This window comes from Micromonospora sp. NPDC005686, assembly GCF_042871665.1.
GTDB lineage: Bacteria > Actinomycetota > Actinomycetes > Mycobacteriales > Micromonosporaceae > Micromonospora.
The window spans coordinates 54,574-80,141 of record NZ_JBIAIY010000013.1 but is presented as its reverse complement, the minus strand read 5'-3'; the positions used below and the strand labels follow the sequence as shown (position 1 = coordinate 80,141).

The window sequence follows — 25,568 nt, the reverse complement described above, 5'->3', positions numbered from 1 at the left end:
GACAGCCGAGGTACAGCAGGCTGTACTTTCCGTGCCCGGCCCTGCCGGGCGGCGACCGTGGTGACCTATCGTGGCGCCCGGGGGTGGGCCGGGATGGAGTACGTGCGCAGGCGGTTACGCGCCTCGGTGGACGCGCTGGAACACCTGGTCGGCGGGCTGGGCACGGCCGTGCTGGCACTGGGCGCGTTGTTCGGGGTGATCGTCGTGGCGGCCGCCTGCGTCGGCGGGGTGGGGCTGCTGCTCGTACCCGGGATGCTGCGGGCGGTGCGGTCGGTGGCCGACCGCGAACGCGCCCGGCTGTCCCGGTGGGGACCGCCGATCCCGGCGCCCGGACCGGTGCCGGCCGGGCTGCGCTCGGCGCTGCGCGACCCGTTCGTCCGGCGGGAGCTGCGCTGGGTGGCCACCCACGGAACCGTCGGCTTCGGCGCCGGGCTGATCGCGCTCACGCTGCCGATCCACGCGGCGCAGGACATGACGTTCCCGCTGTGGTACCGGCTGGTGCCGTCGGAGGCCGGCGCTCCCGGGATCGGCTGGTGGCGCATCGACGGGCTCGGGGACGCGCTCGCGGTCGGCCTGCTCGGGATCGGGTGGCTGGTCCTCGCCGTCGCGGCCGGCCCGGCGCTGGCCCGGATCCAGGCCCGGCCGGGTCGTCGGCTGCTGCCCCCGCCACCCGGGTTCGACCTGTCGCTGCGGGTCGCCGAGCTGACCGCCACCCGGGCCGCCGCGCTCGACGCCCACGCGGTGGAGCTGCGCCGGATCGAACGCTCGTTGCACGACGGCACCCAGAACCGGCTGGTCGCGGTGAACGTGCTGCTAGGTGCCGCCCGGCGGGCGGTACGCCGTGACCCCGCCCGCGCCGACGAGATCCTGGAACGCGCCCAGAGCGCGGCCGAGCAGGCGCTCAGCGAGCTGCGTACGGTGGTGCGCGGCATCCTGCCGCCGGTGCTCGGCGACCGGGGCCTGGCCGGGGCGCTCACCGGACTCGCCGCGGAGTGCCCGGTGCCGTGCCGCCTGTCGGTGGACGTCGACGTGCGCTGCGCGGCGGCGGTCGAGGCCACCGCCTACTTCGTGGTGGCCGAGGCGCTGACGAACGTGGTCCGGCACAGTGGCGCCGACGGCGTGGAGGTCGCCGTGCGCCGCGCGGGGAACCGGCTGCTCGTGACGGTCACCGACGACGGGCGCGGGGACGCCGACGAGACGCGCGGCTCGGGCCTGACCGGCATCCGCCGCCGGGTCGAGGCGTACGACGGGCGGATGACGCTGACCAGTCCAGCGGGAGGACCGACGAGGATGCACGTGGAGCTGCCATGCGGATCGTGATCGCCGAGGACGACGCGCTGCTGCGCGAAGGGCTGGCGCTGCTGCTGCGCGCCGAGGACCTGGACGTGGTCGCGACCGCCGGCACGCCGGAGGAGTTCCTGACCGCCGTGGACGAGCACCGGCCGGACGTGGCGATCGTCGACGTGCGGATGCCGCCCACGCACACCGACGAGGGCATCGTCGCCGCGGTCGAGGCCCGCCGCCGCCTGCCGGGCCTCGCGGTGCTGGTCCTGTCCGCGTACGTCGAGCAGGCGTTCGCCACCGAGCTGTTCTCGGTCGGTGGCTCCGGGCTCGGCTACCTGCTCAAGGAGCGGGTGGGCCGGGTCGAGGAGTTCCTCGCCGCGCTGCAGCGCGTCGCGGCCGGCGGCAGCGTGATCGACCCCGAGGTGGTCGGGCAGCTGCTCGCCCGCAACCGACGGCCGGACACCGCGCTGGCCGAGCTGTCGCCGCGTGAGCACGAGGTGCTGGCGCTGATGGCCGAAGGGCTGGGCAACGGCGCGATCGCGGAACGGCTGTTCGTCACCGAGGGCGCCGTGCACAAGCACATCCGCAACATCTTCGCGAAGCTGAGCCTGCCGCCTGACGACCGCGCCGACCGCCGGGTCACCGCCGTGCTGCGCTACCTCGACGGCCGGCGGTAGGCGTGCGCACGCGCGCCGCCTCGCGGGGAGGCGGCGCGCGTGCGGATGACCCGGATCAGCGGCGGGTGCCGCACAGGGCCGCGTCGACGGTGCTGGTGACCGCCTCCAGCATCTCCAGGCCGGTCGGCAGCGCGGTCACCGTGACCACGGCGCTGCGCCCGTCCGTGGTGGACAGGTTGCGCGTCTCGAAGCCCTGGATGTCGCCGCCGTGTCCCCAGGCGTGACCGCCGCAGGGCAGCTCGTGCCGGGCGATGCCCAGGCCGTACTCCCAGACGCCGGTGGGCTCGAAATCGGGCGCCGGCACGGTGCGCGTCAGGGCCGCCTGCTGCGCCGGCTTGAGCAGCTTGCCCGCCAGCAGCGCCTCGAAGAACGCGCGCAGGTCAGACGGTGTCGAGACGAGCTGACCGGCGGCCCAGCCCAGCGACGGGTCCATCCGGGTCACGTCGACCCATGGTGCGCCGGGCTCCACCGCCACGTAGCCGCGCGGCAGCCGGCCGGGCAGGTCCTGCTCGCCGGTCTGCGGCCAGTACGTGTCGCGCAGCCGCAGCGGCTCGATGATCCGCCGGGTGATCTCCTCACCGACCGGGCGCTGGGTGACCCGCTCGACGATCAGCCCCGCCAGGACGAAGTTGGTGTTGCTGTACTCCCACCTCTCGCCGGGCGGGAAGCGCCGGGACTGGGTGAGCCTCGTCCACCAGCCGGCGCGGGTCGAAGTAGTCGCTGCGGCGGTCCACCAGGTCCTGCGCCTCGCTGAACACCACGTCGTCGTAGTCGGGCAGGCCGCTGGTCTGCTGCAGCAACTGGCGTACGGTGATCCGCCGCCCGTCGTTGCCGTTGGCGCGCACCACGCCGGGCAGGTAGCGCTCCACCGGGGCGTCCAGGTCGATCCGGCCCTCGCCGACGAGCTGGAGGACGACCACGGCGGTGAACGTCTTGGTGTTGCTGCCCACGCGCACCCGGGCGTCGCGCGGGATGCCGGCGCCGGTGCGCAGGTCACCGACACCGGCTGTGTAGTCGCGCACCCGGCCGCCGCTGCGTACGGAGGCCAGCGCCCCGGGGAAGCCGTGCTCGGTGACCAGGCCGTCCAGTCGCTGCTGGACGGCGTCGGCGGCGGGACGCCGGGTGTCGTTGGTGGTGGCGGACGCGGCGGGCACACCGAGCGCGGTGACGGTGAGCAGGGCCGTGGCGCCGACGGCGACCGGGCGGAAGGTACGGCGGGTCATGGGAACTCCTCGACGGGGTGAACGGGTACGGCTCAAGCCTCGAAGAATCGGGCTTTCCGCTCCATCCCGCCTGCTGCCGAACCGGGGTAGCGCTGGCACCACTTGAAGGCGCCCGCGCCACCGGTTAGGCTCCGCGCAGCGTCGCGTGCCGGTGGCAGACCGTGTCAGGCATGGAGGCGCCGGACCGAAGGGAGCACGACGATGACACTCGTCGTCCCTTCGCCCTCGCCTCGTGGCTGAGGGCGAACAGACCAGGCTGGTGGCCTGGAGCCGGGAGATGCGCGCCGTTCACGGACGGCTGCGCGAGGCGCTGGAGGTGACCCGGCTGGCGCTCGCCGACGGTGAGCCGGCCCGCCCGGCGGCGCGTGACCTGCTGTTGTTCTGTCACGGATTCTGCGCGGCGCTGACCGCGCACCACGAGGGTGAGGACCGGGATCTCTTCCCGGCGATCGTGGCGCGGCATCCGGAGTTGCGCGACACGATCGACCGGCTGCGGCAGGACCACTCGATGATCGGGTACCTGCTGACCGGGCTGAGCGCGGCGTTGGCCCGCGACGCCCCACCCGGGGAACTGGCCCGGCATCTGGAGGGCGTATCGGCGGTCATGGAGTCGCACTTCCGGTACGAGGAGCGGCGACTGCTCACCGTGCTGGAGACGCTGACGCTGGACGCCGACCCGGCCGACGTGTTCGGGCCGTTGTGACACGGTCGCGGCCCGGCGGGATGCGCACCGCGGTTCCGGTCGATGTTCCGGTCGGCAGTGGATACGGGCGGCGCGGCGGGATCGTTCGGTGCGCGCGAAGGTTTGACCATATCGACGTGCGTCGTTAGGCTGCGCTGAAAGCGCTTACTGCGCGAGAGGCGTGAGCGTACGGCGTGGCACGAACGTCCGGGTATCAAGGCCCGTCCCCGACACCGACCGGGCATCGGTGCCGACGCGGGCACGGCACCACCACCCGCAGGAGACCACCATGATCAACCGACACCGCCGTACGGTGTTGTGGACGTCCGCCGCGGCGACGGCCGCGATCGCCGCGTCCGGCCTGGCCGTCGGCGCGACCGCCGCCCAGGCGGCCGCCGGCTGCCGCGTCGACTACGCCGTCACCGCGCAGTGGGGCGGCGGCTTCACCGCGAACGTCAACCTGACGAACCTCGGCGACCCGCTCAACGGCTGGGCCGTCACCTGGACCTTCGGCGCCGGGCAGACGGTCACCCAGTCCTGGGGCGCCGACATCACCGCCAGCGGCGCGTCGGTGCGCGCCGCCAACGTCAGCTACAACGGCAGCCTGGGCGCCAACGCGAGCACGTCGTTCGGCTTCAACGGCACCTGGAACGACAGCAGCAACCCGGTGCCGTCCACCTTCGCGGTGAACGGCGTCGCCTGCACCGGCGGCGTCACGCCGACCACCGGCACGCCACCGACCAGCACCCCGCCGCCCAGCAGTCCGCCCCCGAGCACGCCGCCCCCGAGCACGCCGCCCCCGAGCACGCCGCCCCCGAGCACGCCGCCCCCGACCGGCGGAGCGATCTACGCGGCGCCGAACGGCGCCGCCGGGGCGGCCGGCACCCAGGCCAGCCCCACCACGATCGCCGCGGCGCTCACCCGCGTCGGCGCGGGCGGCACGATCTACCTGCGCGGCGGCACGTACAACCTGTCCCAGACGGTCACCGTCGCCGCCGGCAACAACGGCACGTCGAGCGCCCGCAAGAACCTGTACGCCTACCCGGGCGAGACGCCGATCCTGAACTTCTCCGCGATGAGCGAGGACCCGGCCAACCGGGGACTGGCGCTCAACGCCTCGTACTGGCACGTGCGCGGGCTCGTGGTGGAGCGGGCCGGTGACAACGGCATCTTCGTGGGCGGCAGCAACAACATCATCGAGCGGACGGTGACCCGCTTCAACCGCGACACCGGGCTGCAACTGTCCCGCATCGCCTCCAGCACGCCGCGCGACCAGTGGCCCGCGAACAACCTCATGGTCAGCGTGGAGTCGCACGACAACGCCGACTCCGACGGCGAGGACGCCGACGGATTCGCGGCCAAGCTCACCGTCGGCAGTGGAAACGTCTTCCGGTACGCGGTGTCGCACCACAACATCGACGACGGCTGGGACCTCTACACCAAGTCGGACACCGGCGCGATCGGTCCGGTGACCATCGAGGACTCCGTCGCGTACAGCAACGGCACGCTGAGCAACGGCACGCAGAACGGCAACGGCGACCGCAACGGCTTCAAGCTCGGCGGCGAGGACATCGCGGTGAACCACACCGTCCGGCGCACCATCGCGTACCGCAACGGCAAGCACGGGTTCACGTACAACCGCAACCCGGGCACCATGACGATCTCGAACAACCTGAGCATCGACAACACCGAGCGCAACTTCTCGTTCGACGCCGGCACCTCGGCCTTCCGGAGCAACACCTCCTGCCGCTTCGCCGGCAGCGGCTCCAACGACAAGACGGTCGGCAACGTGGACGGCTCGAACCAGTTCTGGTCCGGCTCGAACGGTTCCCGCTGCGCCACGTACTCCGGCGCCCTGGCCTGGTCCTTCGCCGCCGACGGCCGCCTCGCGGTGACCCTGGGCGGTCGCGCCGTCTCCCTCTGACAGCCACCCGCCGAAGTCGATCATGAGGTTGGCGGCCGGATCGGAGATCGACGCCGCCGTCAACTTCATGATCGGCCGGCGGAGGTTTGACTGGGGAGCGGGTTGACAGGGTGATCGTTGATTAGGTTAGCCTAACCTCCGTGACGAGCGGAACGGTGCGGGCCGACGGCCTGCGGGGCAGTGAGCTGCGGCTGGGTTACCACGGCAAGACGGTGGTGCACGACGCCGCCATCACGCTGCGGCCCGCGGCCGTTACCGCGTTGGTCGGCCCGAACGGCAGCGGCAAGTCGACGCTGCTGCGCGGGCTGGCTCGTCTGCACCCGCTGGAGCACGGCGAGATCGTGCTCGCCGACGGCACCCCGGCGCGGGCGCTGGCCGCCCGGGACTTCGCCCGCCGGGTGACGCTGCTGGCGCAGAGCCGCCCCACCCCGAGCGGGGTGACGGTACGGGACGTGGTCGGCTACGGCCGGCACCCGTACCGGCAGCGGTGGCGCGCGAACGACCCCGACGGGCCGGCCGCGATCGACCACGCCATGCGGGTGACCGGCGTCGACGCCATGGCCGGCCGGCCGGTCGACGAGCTGTCCGGCGGTGAGCTGCAACGGGTGTGGCTGGCCACCTGCCTGGCCCAGGACACCGCGATCCTGCTGCTGGACGAGCCGACCACGTTCCTGGACCTGCGCTACCAGGTGGAGATCCTCGACCTGATGCGCGAACTCGCCGACACCGCCGGCGTCGCCGTCGGTGTGGTGCTGCACGACCTCAACCAGGCGGCCGCCGTAGCCGACCAGGTAGTGCTCCTGCACGAAGGCCGGGTACGCGGTGCCGGCACCCCGCACGAGGTGTTCACCGAGGCGGCGCTCACCGAGGCGTACGGCATCCGCGTCGAGGTGACGGTCGACCCGGTCACCAATCTGCTCTCCACCCGCCCCGTCGGCCGGCACACGACCCGCGTCTGCGCCTGACCGATCCCTGCCCACAGAAGAGAAACGATGTTGCGCACCCGTCTGACCCTGCTCGCCGCCGCCGCGGCGAGCGCGTTGCTGATCGCCGGCTGCGGCACCACCGAGGAGCCCGCCGCCGCACCGTCCCCCTCCGACGCCGCGTCCGCCGGCCCGGTCACCGTCACCGACAGCCGGGGCAAGACCGTCACCCTCAAGAGCCCCGCCACCAAGGTCGTCGGCCTGGAGTGGGGCGAGGTGGAGATGCTCGTCGGCCTCGGCGTGATGCCGGTCGGCGTCGCCGACCCGAAGGGGTACGCCACCTGGGTGACCGCCGCCCCGCTCGACCCGGGCGTCAAGGACGTCGGCACCCGGGGTGAGCCGAGCGTCGACTCCATCGTCGCCCTCCAGCCGGACCTGGTGGTGATGGAGGCCGAGCGCGGCTCCGCCGTCGTCACCCAGCTGGAGAAGTACGTCCCGGTGCTGGTCACCAAGGGCAGCGACGCCTCCGACAACATCGGCCGGATGCGCTCGGACCTGAAGATGATCGCCACCGCCACCGGTCGTACCGCGCAGGCGGACAAGCTGCTGGCCGACTTCGACGCCGCGATCGCCGACGGCAAGAAGAAGATCGCCGACGCCGAGGCGGCCGGCAAGCAGTTCGCCTTCGCCGACGGCTGGAAGGAGGGCAGCACCGTCTCGATCCGGATGTTCGGCCAGGGCGCGCTCGTTTCCCAGCTCGGCATCCAGCTCGGCCTCAAGAACGCCTGGACCGGCAAGACCGACGAGATGTGGGGCCTGGGCCAGACCGACGTCGAGGGCATGAACGTCCTCAAGGGCCAGGATCTGCACTTCTTCTACAACGCCTCGGACGGCACCGACGTGTTCGCCGACGGCCTCGCCGGCAACGCGATCTGGCGCGCCCTGCCGTTCGTCCAGCAGAACAAGCTGCACAAGATGCCCAACGGCATCTGGACGTTCGGCGGCCCGCTGTCCGCCAAGCAGTACATCGACGAGATGGTCAAGGTCTACACGGCTTGAGCGCGATGACCGCCCCCGCCCCGCCGGGGCCGGCCACCCGGCCGGCCCCGGACGGGCCGCCGCCCGCCCGGCGAAGCCGGGTGGCCGGCGCGTTCGCCCTCGCCGCCGGGCTGCTCGTCGCGATCACCGCGGTGCACCTCACCCAGGGCACGTCGTCGGTCGGAGCGCTGGACCTGCTCCGGCTGCTCACCGGCGGCGACGACGAGACCGCCCGGGTGCTCGTCGCCTCCCGCCTGCCCCGGCTGCTCACCGGCCTGGCCGTCGGCGTCGCGCTCGGCTTCGCGGGCGCGGCGTTGCAGTCGACCACCCGCAACCCGCTCGCCTCGCCGGACACGCTCGCCGTCAACGCGGGCGCGCACCTGGCGATCGTCGCCGCCGCCGCGTTCGGGATCGCGCTACCGGCGCTGCCCGCGGGAGGGCTGGCGTTCTGCGGTGGCCTCGCCGCCGCCTCCCTGGTCATGCTGCTCTCGGCCGGCGGTCAGGCGGCCACCACCCGGCTCATCCTCGCCGGCTCGGCCACCGCGATGGCGCTCTCCTCGCTGACCATGCTGCTCCTGCTGCTCTTCGAGCAGTCCACCATCGGCCTGTTCGCCTGGGGCAACGGCTCGCTCGTGCAGGGCGACCTGGTCGCGTTCACCCAGCTCGCCCCCGTGATCGGGGTCGCCGCGCTGCTGCTCGTGGCCCTCGGGCACCGGCTGGACCTGCTCGCCCTCGGCGACGACACCGCCACAGTGCTCGGGCTCAACGTGCGCCGTACCCGGCTGGCAGTGGTGCTGCTCGCCGTGCTGCTCTCCGCCGCGGCGGTCACCATGGCCGGGCCGATCGGCTTCGTCGGCCTCGGCGCGCCGGTGATCGTCCGGCTGCTCGGCCGCTGGGTGCCCGAGGTGCACCGGCACCGCGTCCTGATGCCGCTGGCCGGCATCGTGGGCGTGATCATCGTGCTCGGCTCCGACGTGCTGCTGCGCGCCGTGCTCGGCGGGCAGGCCGGAGTCGACGTGCCGACCGGCGTGGTGACCACGCTCTTCGGCGCGGTGCTGCTGGTCTGGCTGGCCCGCCGCCACCGCGACGCCGGACCGACCCGGCAGGCGCCGGGCGGCCACGCGGCGGTCCGCTCCCGCGCCTTCGTCACCTCCGTGATCGCGGTCTGCGCGGTCGTCGCCACCGCCGCGCTGGTGCTCGGCATGCTCGCCGGGGACACCTGGGTGCTGCTCGGCGACATCGTCAACTGGGTGCAGGGCCGCACCGGGCCGGCGTACACCTTCGTGCTGGACGCCCGGTGGCCGCGCGTCGCCGCGGCGCTGCTGGCCGGCGCCGCGCTGGCCCTGGCCGGCACCACTGTGCAGGCGGTCTGCCGCAACCCGCTCGCCGAGCCGGGCATCCTCGGCATCACCGGCGGCGCCGGCATCGGCGCGGTGTCGCTGCTGACATTCGCGCCGATGGCCGGCGTGCTGGCCCTGTCCGGCGCGGCCGGTCTCGGCGCGGTCGCCGCGTTCGCGCTGGTCTACGGCCTGGCGCGGCGGCACGGGCTCAACTCCGACCGGCTGGTGCTGATCGGGTTCGCGGTCTGGCAGGGCGGTACGGCGATCATCACGTTCATCGTGGTCTCGTCCGACCCCTGGAACACCGGCAAGGCGCTGACCTGGCTGTCCGGCTCCACCTACGGGCGTACCGCCCCGCAGGTGCTGCCGGTGGTGATCGCGCTGCTGATCGCCCTGCCGGTGGTGGTCGCGGTACGCCGCGAACTGGACCTGCTCGCGCTCGACGACGACACCCCCCGGGTGCTCGGCGTCCGGCTGGAACGCGCCCGCCTGGTCGCGCTCGGCCTGGCGGCGCTGCTCACCGCCACGGCCGTGTCGGCGGTCGGCGTGATCGGCTTCGTCGGCCTGGTCGCGCCGCACGCCGCCCGCGCGCTCGTCGGCGGGCGGCACACCCGCGTGCTGCCGGTCGCGGTGCTGCTCGGCGCCACGTTGGTCAGCCTCGCCGACACGCTCGGCCGCAGTGTCATCGCACCCGCCCAGGTCCCCGCCGGCCTGGTCACCGCGATGATCGGCACCCCGTACTTCGTCTGGCTGCTGTGGCGTTCCCGCGCCGCGGCCGCCGCCCGTTGACCCGTTCGCCCACGCACCACCCACCGGCCGTGAGAGGAATGACGAATGACCAGCACCCTGGCCGTCGCGCCCTGGCGAGTCTTCACCGTCGAGGTCCGCGCGCTACGGCGGCTCGGCCCGTCGTTCCTGCGGGTGACGCTCACCGGGCCGGACCTGGACCGGTTCGCCGACAACGGGTACGACCAGCGGATCAAGCTGGCCCTGCCGCCTGTCGACGGGGCGCCGGGGGAGCTGCCGGGCGGGCCGGACTGGTTCCCGCGGTGGCGCGAGCTGCCGGACGGGCTGCGCAGCCCGATCCGCACGTACACGGTCCGCGCCGTGCGGCCGGAGGCGTACGAGGTGGACGTGGACATGGCGCTGCACGGTGACGGTGGCCCGGCCACCCGCTGGGCGCGGCGCGCCCGCCTCGGTGACCGGATCGCCGTGGTCGGCCCCGACGCCGGGTGGGACGGCCCGCACGGCGGCGTCGAGTTCTCACCGCCCGCCGGGGCGACGCTGCTGCTGGCCGGCGACGAGACCGCCGCGCCGGCGATCTGCGCGATCCTGGAGCGGCTGCCCGCCGACACGCGCGGGCACGCGCTGGTGGAGGTGCCGGAGACCGGTGACGAGCTGCCCTGCCGGGCACCGGCCGGCGTGACGGTGACCTGGCTGCCCCGCGACGGCGCCCCGCACGGCAGCCGGCTCACCCCGGCCGTGACGAGCGTGGCCGGCCGGCTGGTGCCGGTACCGGTCGCGGCGGGCGCCGCGCCGCTGGCCGAGGTGGACGTGGACCGGGACATCCTCTGGGAGGTGCCGGAGCGCCCCGAGGGCGCCGCGCTCTACGCCTGGCTGGCCGGGGAGGCCGCGATGATTCGCGGCCTGCGCCGCCACCTGGTCACCGAGCGGGGCATGGACCGGCGCGCGGTGGCGTTCATGGGCTACTGGCGGGCCGGTCGCGCGGAGAACTGATCGTCCCCCACCGCCGGTGGAGCGGGCCGGCGCATGACGCGCCGGCCCGCTTCGTCATCCGCGCGGCGCGTACGGGGCGAGCGGGTTGACCAGCGTGCCGGCGAACTGCAACGCGGCCGACGGGTCGGACAGGTCCACCATCTGCTGGTTGTTGCGCAACTGGAGCCGGTTGAGGCAGGAGAGCGTGAACTCCGGCGCGAACAGGTCGTGCCGGCGCATCCGGTCGGCCAGGTGCGGCACCGTCGCGGCGTAGTCGGCGGCGCACTCGGCGACGGTGCGCCAGAACGCGTCCTGCTCCAGCACGCCCCGGGTGTGCAGCGTGGCGCTCAGGTGCCGCAGGAAGCAGTCGAACACGTCGGTGAAGATGGACAGGATCTTCTCGTCCTCCGGGATGGCGGCCCGGATCCGCCGTACCCGCTCGGGCAGGTCCGCGTCCGGGTCCATCACCACGATCTCCTCGGCGATGTCCTTGAAGACGACCCGCTCGACCACGCCGCCGTCCAGCACCAGGATGACGTTCTCGCCGTGCGGCATGAACGCCAGGTCGTGGGCGTACAGGCTGTGCAGCAGCGGCACCAGGTAGGCGTCCAGGTAGCGGCGCAGCCAGCCGGCCGGCGCCAGCCCCGACTCGTCGATCAGCGCCGCGGCCAGCGAGCGGCCGTCGGAGTCCAGGTGCAGCAGCGAGGCCATGGTGGCCAGCCGCCGCCCGGGCTCCAGCCCGGGTAGCGGGCTCTCCCGCCAGAGCGCCGCCAGCATCTTCCGGTACGGCGAATAGCGATCGGTGGCCGCCTCGTACTGCCGGTGCCGGTAGCCGATCGCGGCCCGCTCCCGGATGATCGACAGGCCGGTGCGCTTGAGCACCGGGTCGCCCTCGATGAGCCCGGCCAGCCAGTCGTTGATCGCCGGCGTCGCCTCCATGTACGCGGCCGACAGCCCGCGCATGAAACCCATGTTCAGCACCGACAGCGCGGTCTTCACGTAGTGCTTGGCCGGGTCGGTGACGTTGAAGAAGGTGCGGATGGACTGCTGCGCCAGGTATTCGTCGGGTCCCTCGCCGAGGCAGACCAGCCGGCGCGCGGCCACCTCACCGGCGAACGTCACGGCGAGCTTGTTCCACCACTGCCACGGGTGCACCGGAACGAACAGGTAGTCGGCCGGGTCCAGGCCCAGCCCGGTGAGCACGGCGGTGAACCCGGCCTGCGTCCGCTCGCCCAGCTCGGCCCGGACCAGCGTGTCGTAGTCCAGGTCGCCGGCGCAGGTGAACGTGGTGTGGTCGCGGTGCGCGGCGAGCCAGAGCAGCCGTACCGGCGCGGCGGCCTCCGGGGCGTACGCGTGGTACTCGTGCACGCCGAAGCCGATGCGGCCGTTGTTCGCCACGAAGCAGGGATGCCCCTCGGTCATGCCGGTCTCGATCGCCTGGAAGCCGGCGGCGGCCAGCTCGGCGGCGCTCAGCGCGGGCTTGGCGAGCTTGTACGCGGTCCCGGCCAGCGTGGAGGTGATCTCCTCCAGGTAGACCGGCAGGATCGCGTCGGTGAGGCCGAGCGCGCCGCGCAGCTCCACGCAGAGGTCGACGGCGTCGGGCGGCAGCTCCACGCCGTCGCGGCGGCGCACGATGCTGTCCGCGTCGACCTGCCAGTGATCAAGCGCCAGCCGCTGCGCGGCGAACCGGTATTCCACGGCGCCGTCGTCGCTGCGGACCAGCCACCGCCCGGGGCCGGCGGGCTCGGGGGTGATCAAGCGCTCGTGGGCGAACTCGGCGAGCGCCTTGCGCACCAGCAGCCGGTTGGCCGTCGCCCATGCCTCGGGGGTCAGGTGATCCACTGATGCGCTGGCGTTCACGCCGGTGCCCCTCTCTCGGTGTCGGGCGCAGCGGTGGCGGCCCGGAACTGGTCCCGGGTGCAGACGCTCAGCAGCGCCTCCTTCTCGGGCTTGCGGATCGGGCCGACGACGGTGAAGCCGACGGCGGCGTTGAGCGCGTGCACGGCGGTGTTGCGCACGTCCGGCTCCACCACCACCCGGCGCGTCGCGGGGTCGGCGAACAGCCAGGCCATCACGGTGGTGATGACGGCCCGGGCGAAGCCGTGCACCGGTGTGTCGGCGGGCGCGCAGAGGAAGTGCATGCCCACGTCGCCGGGCTCCGGGTCGTACAGGCCGGCCAGCTCGACCCGGGCCGGGTCGTACCGCTCGGCCAGGAACGCCGGGGCGCCGCGCCACGATCCCAGGTACGCGTCGTGGTGCGGGTGGTCGGCGATGCGCCGGTACTCGGCGGCGACCGCGGCCACGTCGGCGTCCTGCATCAGCCAGAACGCGGACTTGGGATGGGTGACCCAGCGGTGCAGCAGCGCGGCGTCGGCGTCCGGGTCGACCGGGCGCAGCGTGAACTCGCCCAGCGCGGCGTCGACGCGGGTGAAGGTGGTCATGCGCTCACGGCCCTCGCTCATGCGGGCGCTCCGAACTCCTGGAACGCGATCGCCTTCTCGATCGGGTAGTGCTCCCGGCCGGTCATCTCCCGGATCAGCCACGAGTTGCGGTACGGGCCCATGCCCAGGTCGGGTGAAGTGATGCTGTGCGTGTGCGTGCCGCCGTTCTGCAGGAACACGCCCCGGCCGGTCTGGTCGACGCTGTAGTTGCGGGCCACGTCGAAGCGGCCGTGCGTGTCGAAGCGCAGCCGGTCGCGTACCGGCGCGAGGAACTCCGGCACCCGGTAGTGGTAGCCGGTGGCCAGCACGAGCCCTTCCGTGTCCAGCGTGAACGCGCGGTCCTGCTCGGTGTGGCGCAGCCCGAGCCGGTAGCGGCCGTCGGCGTACGCCGCCTCGACCAGTTCGGTGTTCGTCAGCAGGCGGGTCGGCGCCGGTCCGTGCAGGCTCTTGGCGTACAACAGGTCGTAGATGTCGTTGATCAGATCGGCGTTGATGCCCTTGAACAGGGGCTTCTGCGCGGCCTCCAGCGCGTAGCGGGTCGGCTCGGGCAGCGCGTGGAAGTAGTCCACGTAGTCCGGCGAGGTCATCTCCAGCGTCAGCTTGGTGTACTCCAGCGGGAAGAACCGGGGCGAGCGGGTCACCCAGGTGAGCTGGTAGCCGTACGTGTCGATGTCGCCGAGCAGGTCGTGGTAGATCTCGGCGGCGCTCTGCCCGCTGCCGACGATCGTGATGCTGTCCTTGGCCCGCAGCGCCTCCCGGTGCTCCAGGTAGCGCGAGTTGTGGATCAGGTCGCCGCCCAGTCCGGCGCAGGCCGGCGGCAGGTACGGCGGGGTGCCGGTGCCGAGGACGAGGTGCCGGGCCCGGTGGGTGACCGGCCCGTCCGGCGTGTCGGCGTGCACCACGTACCGGTCGTCGGCCTCGTCGTGCTCGACAGCGGTGACGGTGTGCCGGAAGCGCAGGTTCGGCAGCTTGGCGGCGGCCCAGCGGCAGTAGTCGTTGTATTCGGCGCGCAGCGGGAAGAAGCTCTCCCGGATGTAGAACGGGTAGAGCCGGCCGGTCTCCTTGAGATAGCTCAGGAACGAGAACGGCGAGGTGGGGTCCGCGAGCGTCACCAGGTCCGCGATGAACGGCGTCTGGAGCCGGGTCGATTCGAGCAGCATGCCGGGATGCCAGTCGAAGCTGCCGCGGGCCTCCAGGAACAGCCCGTCGAGGTCGTCGATCGGTGCGGTGAGGCAGGCCAGCCCGAGGTTGTAGGGGCCCAGCCCCACGGCGATGAACTCGTGGGTCGACATGTTCTCGTTCTCCTCGGCGGGGGTCAGCCGACCGGGCAGGACAGCTCGGCGGCGGTCGCGGTCCGGGCGTACCAGGCGGCATGGTCGGCGATGAGATCCAGCACGTGAGCGACATCGTCCACAGTGGTCTCCGGGTTGAGCAGGGTGAGCTTGAGGTGGTGGGCGCCGTCGACCTTGGTGCCGGCGACCAGCGCCGCGCCGGAGGCGGCGAGCGCGTCGCGGGCGTGCAGGTTGGCCTCGTCGGCCACGTCGGGGGCGAGGCCGGGCGGCCGGTACCGGAAGACCACGGTGCTCAGCTGCGACGGCGCGGCCACCTCGAAGCGCGGGTCGGCGTCGAGCCGCCGCCACGTCTCGGCCGCGAGGTCGACGACCTGGTCGAACAGCGCGCCGATCGCGTCCGGACCCATGATCCGCAGGGTCAGCCAGAGCTTGCAGGCGTCGAACCGGCGGGTGGTCTGGATGCTCTTGTCGACCTGGTTCGGGATGCCCTGCTCGACCGCGCGGGCCGGATTGAGGTAGTCGGCGTGCCAGGTGGCGTGGCGCAGCGTCCGCGCGTCGCGGACCAGCAGCGCGCTGGAGCTGACCGGCTGGAAGAACGACTTGTGGTAGTCGACGGTCACCGACGCGGCCCGTTCGATGCCGTCGAGCAGGTGCCGGCGGGTGGGGGAGACCAGCAGCCCGCAGCCGTACGCGGCGTCGACGTGCAGCCAGATCCCGGTGGCATCGCAGATGTCGGCGATCTCCGGCAGCGGGTCGATGGTGCCGAAGTCGGTGGTGCCGGCGGTGGCGACGACGGCCATCACCACCTGGCCGTCGCGGTGGCAGCGGTCGACCGCGCGGGTCAGCTCGTCGGTGCGCATCCGCCGGTCGCCGTCGGTGGGCACGGTGAGCACCGCGTCGGCGGCCAGGCCGAGCAGCTTGGCGGCCTTCTGCACGCTGAAGTGCCCGGCCGCCGAGGTGATGACGCGCAGCCGGGACAGCACCTGCGGGCGGTCCGGCCGGCCGGCGACGCCACCCACCACCCGGCGGTACGCCTCCTCGCGCGCCAGCAGCAGCGCCTGCAGGTTCGACTGGGTGCCGCCGCTGGTGAAGACCCCGTCGGCGCCGGTGCCGAGCCCGATGCGCCCGGCCGTCCACTCGATCAGGCGCCGCTCCATCAGCGTCGCGCCCGCGCTCTGGTCCCACGTGTCCAGCGAGGAGTTGACGGCGCTGAGCACCGCCTCGCCGAGCAGGGCCGGGATGACCACCGGGCAGTTCAGGTGAGCCAGGTAGCGCGGGTGGTGGAACCACACCGCGTCGCGCAGCCACACGTCGTGCAGCTCGTCCAGGGCGGCGTCGGTGTCGCCGAGCGGCCGGTCCAGGTCGATGGCGCCGATGAGCGGCGCCAGCTCGTCGGGCGTGACGCCGGTGAACGGCCGGTCCGCCTCGCCCACCCGGCGGGCGACCCGGTCGACGCCGCGCGCCAGCACGTCCCGGTACCGCCCGAGCGAGCCGGCATTGAACAGGTGGACGCGTGCCGTGTCGGCGGCGCGGCCGGCGTCGGTCGGGCTCCCGATCGAACTCATGCGACATCCCAGCGGTCGTACGGACAGGGCGCGGCTGGAGCCGCGGCGATCAGGTTAGGTTAGGCTGCCCTTATTATCAAGCGCGACTTGGGGAGCTTTGTCGTGGATCTACCGCTGTTGGCGTCCGACCCTCGTCGCGGTAGGGTCACCGTCGGTTAGGGGAGGGTATCCTAAGTTGACACTCGAATGGAATCACCGCCCGGCGTGCCGGCAGAGGCAGGCGCGATGACACGCGTCGATCGCGACCGGTGGGGCGTGCCGCAGTTGTGGGCCGCCGACGTCGACGCGCTCGCGCGCCTGCAGGGCCGTGTCGCCGCGCTCGACCGGGCCTGGCAGATCAGCGTCGAACGATGGCGTGCCGAGGGCCGGCTGGCCGCCCACGTCGGCCCGGCCGAGCTGGCGTGGGACCGGTTCGCCAGGCGCGTACGGCTGGACGACACCGCCCGGCGCTGCTACGAACGGCTGGACCCGGACACGCGGCGGTGGGTCGAGGCGTACGTCGACGGGGTCAACGCCGGACTCGCCGAGGGTGCCGCCGGCGCACCGGAGTTCGCCGCCACCGCCAGCGCGCCCGAACCCTGGCAGCCCTGGTCCCCGCTGGGTGTCTTCCTCGTCCAGCACGTGCTCTTCTCCACGTTCCCGAACAAGCTGTGGCACGCGCACGTGGCCCGCACGCTCGGCCCCGACGCGGCCGGGCTGTTCGCGGTCGAGGGACCGGCGTCCTCGGGCAGCAACGCCTGGGCGCTGCCCGCCGACCCGGCCACCGGGCGTGGCCCGATGATCGCCGGTGACCCGCACCGGCTGCTCGAACTCCCCGGCGTCTACCAGCAGGTCCGGCTGGCGTGCCCGGAGTTCGACGTGGTCGGGCTCGCCTTCCCCGGCGTGCCCGGACTGCCGCACTTCGGCCACACCGGCCACGTGGCCTGGGCCGTCACCAACGCGATGGCCGACTACCAGGACGTGTACCGCGAGCGGCTGCGCCGCGACGGCGACCGGGTGCTGGTCCGCGACGCCGACGGCTGGACGCCCGCCGCCCGCCACGTCGAGGAGATCGAGGTGCGCGGCGGCGTCCCGGAGACGGTCGAGGTGATCGAGACGCCCCGCGGGCCGGTGATCGACCACGACCGGGTCACCGGCGAGGCGATCGCCCTGCGCACCCCGAGCCGGGTCGAGGCCCGCCTCGGCTTCGCGGCGCTGCTGCCCTTGCTGCGCGCCCGGCGTACCGGTGACGTGGCCGACGCGCTGCGCCACTGGGTCGAGCCGGTGAACAGCGTGCTCGCCGCCGACACCGGGGGAGGCGTCCGCCGCCTGGTCGCCGGCCTGGTGCCGGTACGCGACGAGCGGTGCCGCCGGGAACCGGTGCCGGCCTGGGAACCGGCCTACCGATGGCGGGGCGACTACCTGCCGCTGGTGGACGAGCCGGTCGACGGCGTGGCGGTGTGCGCCAACGACCGCCGTGACGACGTGGCCGCGCACGGCGCCGACTTCGCCCCGCCGCACCGGGCCCGCCGGATCCGGGCTCTGCTCGCCGAGGGCGCGGAACCGTCCACCGTGCACACCGACGACCGGCTCCCGGCCGGCCCGCTGCACCGGCTGCTCGGCCGGCTCGACCCCGGCCGGCTCGACGAACCCGCCCGCGCGCTGCTGCTGCGGCTGCGCGCCTGGGACCGGACGATGGCGGCCGGCTCGGCCGGGGCCGGCGCGTACGCGGCGTGGCGGGCGGCGCTCGCCCGGCGGTTGCGCGTACACCCGAGGTTGCGTGCCCTCGACGAACCGTGCGGGTTCGACGAGCTGTTCGCCCCCTGGACCGACCCGGCCGCCCGGATCGGCCTGGCGCTGGACCGCCTGGCGGCCGAGTTCGGCGCGGACCTCGCGGAACCGGCAGCCGAGGCGCTGGCCGAGGTGGCCACCGGGGCGGCGCCCGGTGAGTGGGGGAGCCGCCACCTCCTGCACCCGGTGCACCTGGGCGTCGCCCCCGCGATCACCGACGCGGTGACGGCGATGCGGCGACGGGTGGCGCTGTCCGGTGACACCGACTGCGTGCTGGCCACCTCCAGCGTGCCGGGCGTCTCCGACGCCTGCTGGCGCGGCCCGGTGGCCCGCTACGTGTGGGACCTGACCGACCGGGCGGCCAGCCGCTGGATCGTCCCGTTCGGCGCCTCCGGGCGCCCCGGCGACCCGCACTTCGCCGACCAACTGACCCACTGGGCCGCCGGGGCGCTCATCCCGGTGCCCGCCGGCCCACTGACGGGAGACGAGACGACGTGATCCACCTGGAACGGATCCCCGGCCTCGGCGAGCTGGCGCTGGAGCCGGTACGCCCCGACCGGCACGCCGACCTGCTGCACGGCTGGGTGATCCGGCCCCGCAACCGGTTCTGGGGCATGGGCGCGCACACGGTCGACGAGGTACGCGAGATCTACGCGTTCGTCGACGGCCTGGACACCCACCACGCGTACCTGATCCGGGTCGACGGCGAGCCGATCGGCCTGTTCCAGACCTACCAGCCGGAGGCGGACCCGGTCGGCGAGCGCTACCCGGTGCGACCCGGCGACGTGGGGCTGCACCTGTTGCTCGACGCGCCCCGGCCGTATCCGGGGTCGTTGACCGGAGCGGTGTTCCCGGCGCTGGTCCGGTTCCTGTTGCGCGACCCGGCCGCGTGCCGGGTGGTGGCCGAGCCGGACGTGCGCAACGGCGCGATGCTGCGGCGGCTGCGGATCGAGGGCTTCACGTTCGGCGACGAGATCGACATGCCGGACAAGCGGGCGCGGCTGGCGTTCCTGACCCGGGAACGGTTCGAGGCGGGCCGCCCGACGGCGTGACGCCGATCCGCGTCACGTCCGGCGGCGCGGAGTCGGCCGACTGGGCACGGAGCGTCAAATCGGCCGCTAACATTCATCCCTAATCGGATATAAGGGGTGAAAGTGATCAGCTCAACGTCTGCGCCCGTGCGACGCATGGCAGCCATCGCCGCCGTCGCCGCGATCACGGCCGCGCTTCCGGGGGCGCCCGTGTCGGCCGCTCCGGCCGGCCGTGCGGCGCCGGCGCAGGCGCGTGTGGCGGTCGGACCGGTGAACCCGGTCGCTCCGGCGCTGAGCTTCGGCGTCATGACCGAGGGCGACGCCCGCGTGGTCAGCGACGAGAACGACGGCACCATGGCCGTCGGCGGGAACCTCTCCTTCGGCAACTACCAGCTCGCCAACAGCACGGCCGGCTCGTTCGTCGTCCCCGGGGACAGCCGGCCGACCGCGCTCGTGGTGGGCGGCCGGGTCGACTTCGCCGGCAGCGTGCCGGGCAGCCGGCTCCAGGTGCTCTCCCAGGGCTACGCCAAGGTCGGCGATCTCACCGGCACGTTCGTCCGGGACACCGACGACAACGGCGCCGCCGCCAACACCCGGATCCTGCCCAGGGACGACTACGACGCCTTCCCCCGGGTCGAGCTGACCGTCCGGCAGCCACCGGCGAACGTCGGTCCCGCCTCTGTCGTCAACTTCGCCGCCGCGTTCGCGGAGTTCCGGTCCACCGCCTCGGCGCTGGCCGGTTGCGAGAACACGGTGGTGCTCCGCACTCCCGAGGGGGCCGTCCTGCCCCGCCCCGTCCCGCCCGGCAGCAACGCGGTGGTGTCCCTGACCAGTGGTGTCACGAACGTGCTGACCATCAGCGCGACCGACCTGAACAACATCGACACACTGACCTTCGCCGACCGGCCGACGTCGACCACACCGTTGCTGATCAACGTGGACACCTCTGGTGTCGGCGACGCGCTGGACTGGAACGCGCCAAACTTCTCCGGCATCGGCGGCGAGGAGGCGCGGTACATCCTGCTCAACTTCCCGACCGCGAACCGGCTCACGCTCACCGCCGCGGCGCGCACCGTGGAGGGCAGCATCTACGCCCCCAACGCCGCGTTCTCCGACCGGTCCGCCGCCAACACCGAAGGCAGCGTCATCACCCGGACGCTCGACCACCAGGGTGGAGAGATCCACTACTTTCCGTTCAGCGCCTCGCTGACCTGCAACGGCGGCGGCGACGCCGGCATCGCCGTGGTGAAGTCGTCGTCGACCGGGCTGATCAGCGCCGTCGGGCAGCAGGTGCCGTACTTCTTCGAGGTGGTGAACACCGGCGGCGTCCGCCTTACCGACGTCAGCGTCCTCGACGTGCAGACGCCCCCGTCGTCCAACGCCGGCCTCGGCCCGATCACGTGCCCGGCCACGGTGCTCGACCCGGGAGCCTCCATCACCTGCACCGCGACGTACACGGTCACCCAGGCCGACCTCGACAACGGCGGCGTGACGGACACCGCTACCGCCCGGGGTTTCCCGGCCGGCAGCCAGACGCCGATCCTGTCCGAGCCGGATTCGCTGACGATCCCCGCCGACCAGCCGGAGGCCGGCATCAGCGTGGTCAAGTCCTCGACCACAGTCGCGATCACGCGGGTCGGCCAGGAGGTCTCCTACCGCTACGAGGCCGTCAACACCGGCGGGGTCACGCTCACCGGGGTCACGATCAACGACACGCTCCTGCCGCCGGCCAGCCGGAGCAACCTCACCGCCATCACCTGTGGACCGGGCGACGTGCCGAACGGCAGCGTCACCCTGGCGCCGGGGGAGTCGGTCGAGTGCCGGGCCACCTACACCGTGCCCGCGGCGGACTTCGCCGAGGCGGTGCTGCTCGACGTGGCGACCGCCACCGGCACCCCGCCGAGCGGGCCGCCGGTCGTCTCCGGCCCGTCCGCGCAGGAGGTCCCGATCCTGCACCCGGCGGTCGCGATCACCAAGGCCGCGACGCCGACGACGGTGTCCGCCGCCGGTGAGGTCGTCACGTACCGGTTCACCGTCACCGACACCGGCAACACCGAGCTGACCGGCGTCACAGTCGAGGAGACCGCCTTCTCCGGCAGCGGGCGGCCGTCGGCGATCACCTGCGACGCCACGGCGCTCGCGCCGGGGGAGAGCGCCACCTGCACCGCGACCTACACGGTGACCGAGGCCGACGTCGCGGCCGGGCGGATCACCAACACGGCTGTCGCGGTCGGCACCCCGCCCACCGTACCCGGGCAGCCGGCGCCGGGCCCGGTACGCTCCGAACCCGCCTCCGCCGCGGTGACCGTGCGCGGGAACGGGGCGATCGTCATCGAGAAGTCCGCCGAGCCGGCGGAGGTGCACCGGGTCGGCCAGCAGGTGCGGTACCTGTTCCGGGTCACGAACACCGGCTCGGTCACCCTGACCGGCGTCACGGTGATCGACACGCTGGCGCCGCCGGCCGACCCGGCGCGCCTCGGGCCGATCACCTGCGGACCGGACGCCACGCCGAACGGCGGCGTCACGCTCGCCCCGGGGCGGAGCGTCACCTGCGCGGCGATCTACACGGTCGCGAAGGCCGACGCCGCCGGGGAGTGCCTCACCGACACCGCCACCGCGACCGGCACGCCACCGTCCGGGCCGGCGGTCGTCTCGCCGGAGGCGGCACTCTGCGTGCCGGTGCGGATCGAGCACGGTCCGAAACCGGGACCCGGGGGCCACGGCAGGCTTCCCGTCACCGGGTCCTCGTTCCTGCTCCCGTTCTCGGTCGCCGGCGGACTGGTGCTGCTGGCCGGAGCCGCGCTGGTCCTGCTCACCCGGCGTCGTCGCGCCGCCGGGTGACGCCGGTCCGGCTGACCGGCGCCACCCGCGCGCGGGAGGAAGGTCTCAGACCTCGGTCAGCCGGACGGCGTCGGCGATGACCAGGCCGGCGGCGGAGCTCCACCGGCTGACCGCGACCCGGTTGGCGTCCCCGGCGGGCAGCGCGAACGTGCCCAGCGTGCGCCACTGCCCGCCGGTCGCCCGCTGGTCGACGACCACCGTCCGGTTGCCGGTGGTCGTGGCGACGATGTACGGCGTGGCCGCGTTGTAGCCCGCGTTGGCCGGCCACCATGCCTCGACCCGGTAGTTCCCGGTGCGGGGGACGTTGAACTTGTACCAGGCCGCGTCGCTCGCGGCGACCGGGTCCGCGTAGCGGTAGTCGGCGCCGTAGCGCTGCGCGGAGTACGTCGAGGTGCCCCAGCTGGCGCTCGCGGTGAACCGGCCCGCCGTGGCGTTGTCCACGATCGACGTCCAGCCGGTACCGCCACCGGCCATCTTGGCGGCCACGTCGGCGCGCATCGTGTTCAGGTCGATGAAGGACGGGTCGATCTTGCCGGTGGTGCTGGTCTCCCGGTGCCCCCGGGCGTAGCTGGAGTCCCGGCCGAGCCGCTTGAGCACGGCGGCGGTGGCGGCGATGCTGGCGTTGTACTGGGCGGTGGTCATCCGCTGGTCGACACCGTTGTAGTCGATCTCCCACCCGATCATCAGGGTGTTGCCGTCCCCGGCGGGGATCGGGCCGCTGCCGCCGCTGGTGCCGGCGTGGTTGCACCGGCCGGCGGAGATCACGTGGAACACGCCGTTGTAGTCCACGAGCGCCTGGCAGAGCGGGCCGGCCAGGTCGGAGCGGCCGTTGATACAGATGTTGAGCGCCGGGTGCGGGTTGCTGGCGCTGGAGGTGGCAGCGGTGTGGTGCCAGAGCACGCCGATCGGGTCGAACGAGCCGGGGCGCATCCGGTTGAGCCAGTCGCCCTCGACCACCACCTGCACGCCGGCCGCGCGCAGCACGTCCACGAGCCAGGGAATGGTCGCCATCACTGCGCTCCGAGCAGGTCGGCGAGGCACTCGGCCTTCGGCGCCGCGTGCGCCGCGCCGGGGCGGACGGCCACGCCGAGGGCGGCGGCCACCAGGGCGGGTACGCCGAGCAGACCTCGGCGTCGCAGACGGGGGGATCGTGACGTGGGCATGGCGCTCCTCGGGTGACGGCGCTGCGCTGATCGACGGATGTGAGTGCGGGCACGCTATACCGCCGCCGGGCCCTCTGTCGATACCCTTCAATGATCGTTTCTGACGTGAAAACTTTCGCCAGACCATCTGTCGTCATCCGTCGATGCGTGATAGAAATCCTGCCCAGGTCTCGCCGTCCGGCGAGGAACCCTTCACAGGAGAGGGCGCCGATGAGAGCGATCGCCACGGCCCTGACGCTTCTCGCCGTGCTCGCGGCCGTCCCGGCGCCGGCTTCGGCCGCCCCGGCCCGGGCCGCGACAACTGCCGCCGCCGAGCCACCGGCCACCATGGCCGCCGTCGGCCCGCAGCCCGGCACCTTCACCGGCAAGGGCTTCGACACCTGCACCGCGCCGTCGCAGGCCGCGATGGACACCTGGCTGGCCGCCTCGCCGTACCGCGCGGTCGGCGTCTACATCAGCGGCGGCAGCCGGACGTGTGCCCAGCCCAACCTCACCGCCACCTGGGTCGCCGACCAGACCCGCAAGGGCTGGCGGCTCATCCCCATCGAACTGGGCTACCAGGCGCCGTGCGGCACCCGTACGCCGAAGATGTCCGCCGACCCGGCGACCGCCCGCGGGCAGGGCAGGTCCGCGGCGGACAGCGCGGCCGCGGCGGCGCAGGCGCTCGGCATCAGCGCCGGCAGCACGCTCTACAACGACATCGAGCAGTACCCGTCGACCACCGCCTGCCGGGCCGCCGTGCTCTCCTTCCTCTCCGGCTGGGTCGAGCGCCTGCACACGCGCGGCTACCTCGCCGGCATGTACTCCAGCGGCTCGTCCGGGATCAGGGACGTCTGCGACGCCTACCACGACACCCGGTACCTGCGCCTGGACCAGATCTGGATCGCCTGGTGGAACGGCGTCGCGGACACCGACGGGGGCACGTACTGCGCCGACGACCGCTACGCCGACCAGCAGCGCCTGCACCAGTACGCGGGGGACGTCACCGAGACGTGGGGCGGCGTGACCATGAAGATCGACCGCAACTACCTGGACGTACGGGCCGGCACGCCGCCCGCCTCCTGGAGCGTGACGGTCGACAACACCACGGCGGGCGGGTTCACCGCCGGCGCGGCCTGGGGCACCTCCGCGTACTCCGGGCAGCGCTACGGCGCCGACTACCGCTTCGCCGCTCCGGTGGCGTCGAGCGATGTGGCCTGGTTCCAGGCCACCCTGCCGGCGACCGGCGCCTACGAGGTCTCGGTCTGGTACCCGGCCGATCCCGGCTACAACGACCGCACCCCGTACCTGGTGGCCACCACGACCGGCAACCGGTCGGTGGTGGTCGACCAGCGCACCGGCGGTGGACGCTGGGTGTCCCTCGGTGTGTTCACGCTCGCCGGCGGCACCGGGGACAAGGTCGGGGTGAGCCGCTGGAGCGCCGGCACCGGCTACGTGGTCGCCGACGCGGTACGCCTCACCCGGGTCTGAGCGCGCCGGTCCGTGGGCCGGTCCCGCCTCGGCGGGACCGGCCCACGGCGTCCCGGCTCAGCTCAGGTGCGCCAGCAGCGCGGTGGCCATGCCCTGCTCACCGCGGGCGTTCGGGTGGAACGGCGCGGCCGGGTTCTGCGGCACCAGCCCCTCCACCCAGCGGGTGCCGCTGCTCTTGCACGTGTCGCGGCCGATCGAGGGCGTGTAGACGTCGGCGTAGCTCGCGCCCCCCGCCGCCGCGGTGTCGGCGAGCATCGTGTTGAGCGCCTTCTGGACGCCGCGCAGGTACGGCACGTCCTGGTAGGCGATCGGCACGACCGGCCAGCAGCCGTACCCGCTGTCGGGCAGGATCGCCGGATACCCGAGCACCACCACGCGCGCGTTCGGCGCGGCCTGACGGACCGCCCGCAGCACGGCTGCCACCTTGGGCGCGGTGGCGGCGATCCGGGCCCGCAACTGGTCCGTGCCGCCGGCGGTGAACCGGTTCTTGCAGGGCGACCCGAGCGGGCTGCTGACGCTCGCCTCGGCGCAGTCGCCGATGATGGAGGCGAATCCGATGTCGTTGCCGCCGATCTGCACCGTCACCAGCGCGGTGTTCGAGGTGACGGCGCTGACCTGCGGCGGCAGCGCGGTGCCCAGCGCGCCGTCGCCGCCGGACAGGATGTCCTCGGTGGTGGCCCCGGAGCAGCTCACGTCGGCGAACGACGAGGAACCGGCGGACGCCGCGACCAGGGACGGGTAGTTGCGGCTGGAACGCAGGCAGTTCAGGTCGATCTGGGTGGGCACGAGCGGGGCGGAGGTGTAGGAGTCGCCGAGCGCGACGTAGCGCCCGGTGGGCGCGGCGGCGACGGCGGGCGCGGCGGCGGTGAGCAGCACGCCGGTGACGGCCGCGACGAGCGCGGTCATACGGCCGGCGGTCCGCAGGAGCGGCAGGCGGGGACGGTTCATGGGGCCCTCCCGGAGGGGTCCTGGTGGTGGTGCTGGGATTCTGTCCGCGCCTGTGATGTACGTCAATATCGGCGGGACTCACTGTCTGTTGTCCCGGGATGTGGTCCGTCGCCGCCCGGCCGAGGGCTTGTTGCCCCGTCGTGATGTTGCGTACGTCACACTCTTCGATGACGCCGGCATCGGGTAGGGGGCGCGTGCCGAGCGCTCGTTTCGTTGTGTCGCAAGGTTCCCAGGCCCGGT

At 73.3% G+C, this 25,568-nt stretch carries 19 protein-coding genes and 1 pseudogene; 12 read left to right on the top strand and 8 right to left on the bottom strand.

Translation table 11 applies throughout. From position 1 onward, the window contains the following. The first annotated feature begins 93 nt into the window (after positions 1-93). Positions 94-1,320, top strand: coding sequence for a sensor domain-containing protein (locus ACFYON_RS25980; RefSeq protein WP_355015255.1), 1,227 nt, complete (start codon positions 94-96; stop codon positions 1,318-1,320). Then, a complete protein-coding gene (locus ACFYON_RS25975; protein ID WP_354872950.1) occupies positions 1,308-1,961 on the top strand; it encodes a response regulator transcription factor in 654 nt (217 codons plus the stop codon). Before ACFYON_RS25980 ends, ACFYON_RS25975 begins: the two co-directional genes overlap by 13 nt. Positions 1,962-2,016: 55 nt before the next feature. Here the strand turns inward: ACFYON_RS25975 and ACFYON_RS25970 are convergent. Next, positions 2,017-3,184 (bottom strand): annotated as a pseudogene (locus tag ACFYON_RS25970) (serine hydrolase domain-containing protein). A 232-nt stretch (positions 3,185-3,416) separates the two neighbouring features. Here ACFYON_RS25970 and ACFYON_RS25965 point away from each other — a divergent pair. The 6 genes from ACFYON_RS25965 (at position 3,417) to ACFYON_RS25940 (ending at position 10,828) form a co-directional block, all read left to right on the top strand. Beyond that, complete coding sequence (locus tag ACFYON_RS25965; RefSeq protein ID WP_354872955.1) at positions 3,417-3,887, top strand: hemerythrin domain-containing protein; 471 nt, start codon at positions 3,417-3,419, stop codon at positions 3,885-3,887. A 268-nt stretch (positions 3,888-4,155) separates the two neighbouring features. Continuing rightward, positions 4,156-5,790, top strand: coding sequence for a cellulose-binding domain-containing protein (locus ACFYON_RS25960; protein WP_387321127.1), 1,635 nt, complete (start codon positions 4,156-4,158; stop codon positions 5,788-5,790). A gap of 155 nt (positions 5,791-5,945) precedes the next feature. Beyond that, on the top strand, positions 5,946-6,755 hold the full coding sequence (locus tag ACFYON_RS25955; protein WP_354873122.1) for an ABC transporter ATP-binding protein: 810 nt from the start codon (positions 5,946-5,948) through the stop codon (positions 6,753-6,755). A gap of 27 nt (positions 6,756-6,782) precedes the next feature. Beyond that, the gene (locus ACFYON_RS25950) at positions 6,783-7,772 is read left to right on the top strand and encodes an iron-siderophore ABC transporter substrate-binding protein (RefSeq protein ID WP_354872960.1); all 990 of its coding nucleotides are present in this window, start codon (positions 6,783-6,785) and stop codon (positions 7,770-7,772) included. 5 nt (positions 7,773-7,777) lie between these two features. After that, on the top strand, positions 7,778-9,880 hold the full coding sequence (locus tag ACFYON_RS25945; RefSeq protein ID WP_387321137.1) for an iron ABC transporter permease: 2,103 nt from the start codon (positions 7,778-7,780) through the stop codon (positions 9,878-9,880). Positions 9,881-9,925: 45 nt separating this feature from the next. Then, positions 9,926-10,828: a siderophore-interacting protein gene (locus tag ACFYON_RS25940; protein ID WP_354872963.1), complete on the top strand. Its 903-nt coding sequence runs from the start codon at positions 9,926-9,928 to the stop codon at positions 10,826-10,828. Between the two features lie 54 nt (positions 10,829-10,882). Here the strand turns inward: ACFYON_RS25940 and ACFYON_RS25935 are convergent, their stop codons facing one another. From ACFYON_RS25935 to ACFYON_RS25920, 4 genes are read right to left on the bottom strand one after another with little or no spacing between them, the layout of a single operon-like run. Continuing rightward, the gene (locus tag ACFYON_RS25935; protein ID WP_354872965.1) at positions 10,883-12,667 is read right to left on the bottom strand and encodes an IucA/IucC family siderophore biosynthesis protein; all 1,785 of its coding nucleotides are present in this window, start codon (positions 12,665-12,667) and stop codon (positions 10,883-10,885) included. Then, positions 12,664-13,248, bottom strand: a complete 585-nt coding sequence (locus ACFYON_RS25930; protein ID WP_354873125.1) for a GNAT family N-acetyltransferase — start codon at positions 13,246-13,248, stop codon at positions 12,664-12,666. The genes ACFYON_RS25935 and ACFYON_RS25930 overlap by 4 nt, the downstream gene beginning before the upstream one ends. A gap of 17 nt (positions 13,249-13,265) precedes the next feature. Then, positions 13,266-14,540, bottom strand: coding sequence for a lysine N(6)-hydroxylase/L-ornithine N(5)-oxygenase family protein (locus ACFYON_RS25925; protein WP_354872968.1), 1,275 nt, complete (start codon positions 14,538-14,540; stop codon positions 13,266-13,268). A gap of 23 nt (positions 14,541-14,563) precedes the next feature. Then, positions 14,564-16,105, bottom strand: a complete 1,542-nt coding sequence (locus ACFYON_RS25920; protein ID WP_354872970.1) for an aspartate aminotransferase family protein — start codon at positions 16,103-16,105, stop codon at positions 14,564-14,566. A 225-nt stretch (positions 16,106-16,330) separates the two neighbouring features. Between ACFYON_RS25920 and ACFYON_RS25915 the strand changes: the two genes are divergently transcribed. The 3 genes from ACFYON_RS25915 (at position 16,331) to ACFYON_RS25905 (ending at position 21,747) form a co-directional block, all read left to right on the top strand. After that, a complete protein-coding gene (locus ACFYON_RS25915) occupies positions 16,331-18,373 on the top strand; it encodes a penicillin acylase family protein (protein WP_355095467.1) in 2,043 nt (680 codons plus the stop codon). Next, on the top strand, positions 18,370-18,927 hold the full coding sequence (locus ACFYON_RS25910) for a GNAT family N-acetyltransferase (RefSeq protein WP_354872974.1): 558 nt from the start codon (positions 18,370-18,372) through the stop codon (positions 18,925-18,927). The genes ACFYON_RS25915 and ACFYON_RS25910 overlap by 4 nt, the downstream gene beginning before the upstream one ends. A gap of 135 nt (positions 18,928-19,062) precedes the next feature. Beyond that, the gene (locus tag ACFYON_RS25905) at positions 19,063-21,747 is read left to right on the top strand and encodes a collagen-binding domain-containing protein (RefSeq protein ID WP_354873127.1); all 2,685 of its coding nucleotides are present in this window, start codon (positions 19,063-19,065) and stop codon (positions 21,745-21,747) included. 45 nt (positions 21,748-21,792) lie between these two features. Here ACFYON_RS25905 and ACFYON_RS25900 read toward each other — a convergent pair whose 3' ends face one another. Together ACFYON_RS25900 and ACFYON_RS25895 are read right to left on the bottom strand one after the other, a co-directional pair. Further along, the gene (locus tag ACFYON_RS25900; protein ID WP_387321125.1) at positions 21,793-22,758 is read right to left on the bottom strand and encodes an N-acetylmuramoyl-L-alanine amidase; all 966 of its coding nucleotides are present in this window, start codon (positions 22,756-22,758) and stop codon (positions 21,793-21,795) included. Then, entirely contained in the window at positions 22,758-22,910 is a 153-nt protein-coding gene (locus ACFYON_RS25895; protein ID WP_354872980.1) for a hypothetical protein, read from the bottom strand. The genes ACFYON_RS25900 and ACFYON_RS25895 overlap by 1 nt, the downstream gene beginning before the upstream one ends. Positions 22,911-23,120: 210 nt before the next feature. Here ACFYON_RS25895 and ACFYON_RS25890 point away from each other — a divergent pair, with 210 nt between their 5' ends. Further along, complete coding sequence (locus ACFYON_RS25890) at positions 23,121-24,380, top strand: glycoside hydrolase domain-containing protein (protein WP_354872983.1); 1,260 nt, start codon at positions 23,121-23,123, stop codon at positions 24,378-24,380. A 57-nt stretch (positions 24,381-24,437) separates the two neighbouring features. Here ACFYON_RS25890 and ACFYON_RS25885 read toward each other — a convergent pair whose 3' ends face one another. Further along, positions 24,438-25,328, bottom strand: a complete 891-nt coding sequence (locus tag ACFYON_RS25885) for an SGNH/GDSL hydrolase family protein (RefSeq protein WP_354872986.1) — start codon at positions 25,326-25,328, stop codon at positions 24,438-24,440. Positions 25,329-25,568: the final 240 nt, after the last annotated feature.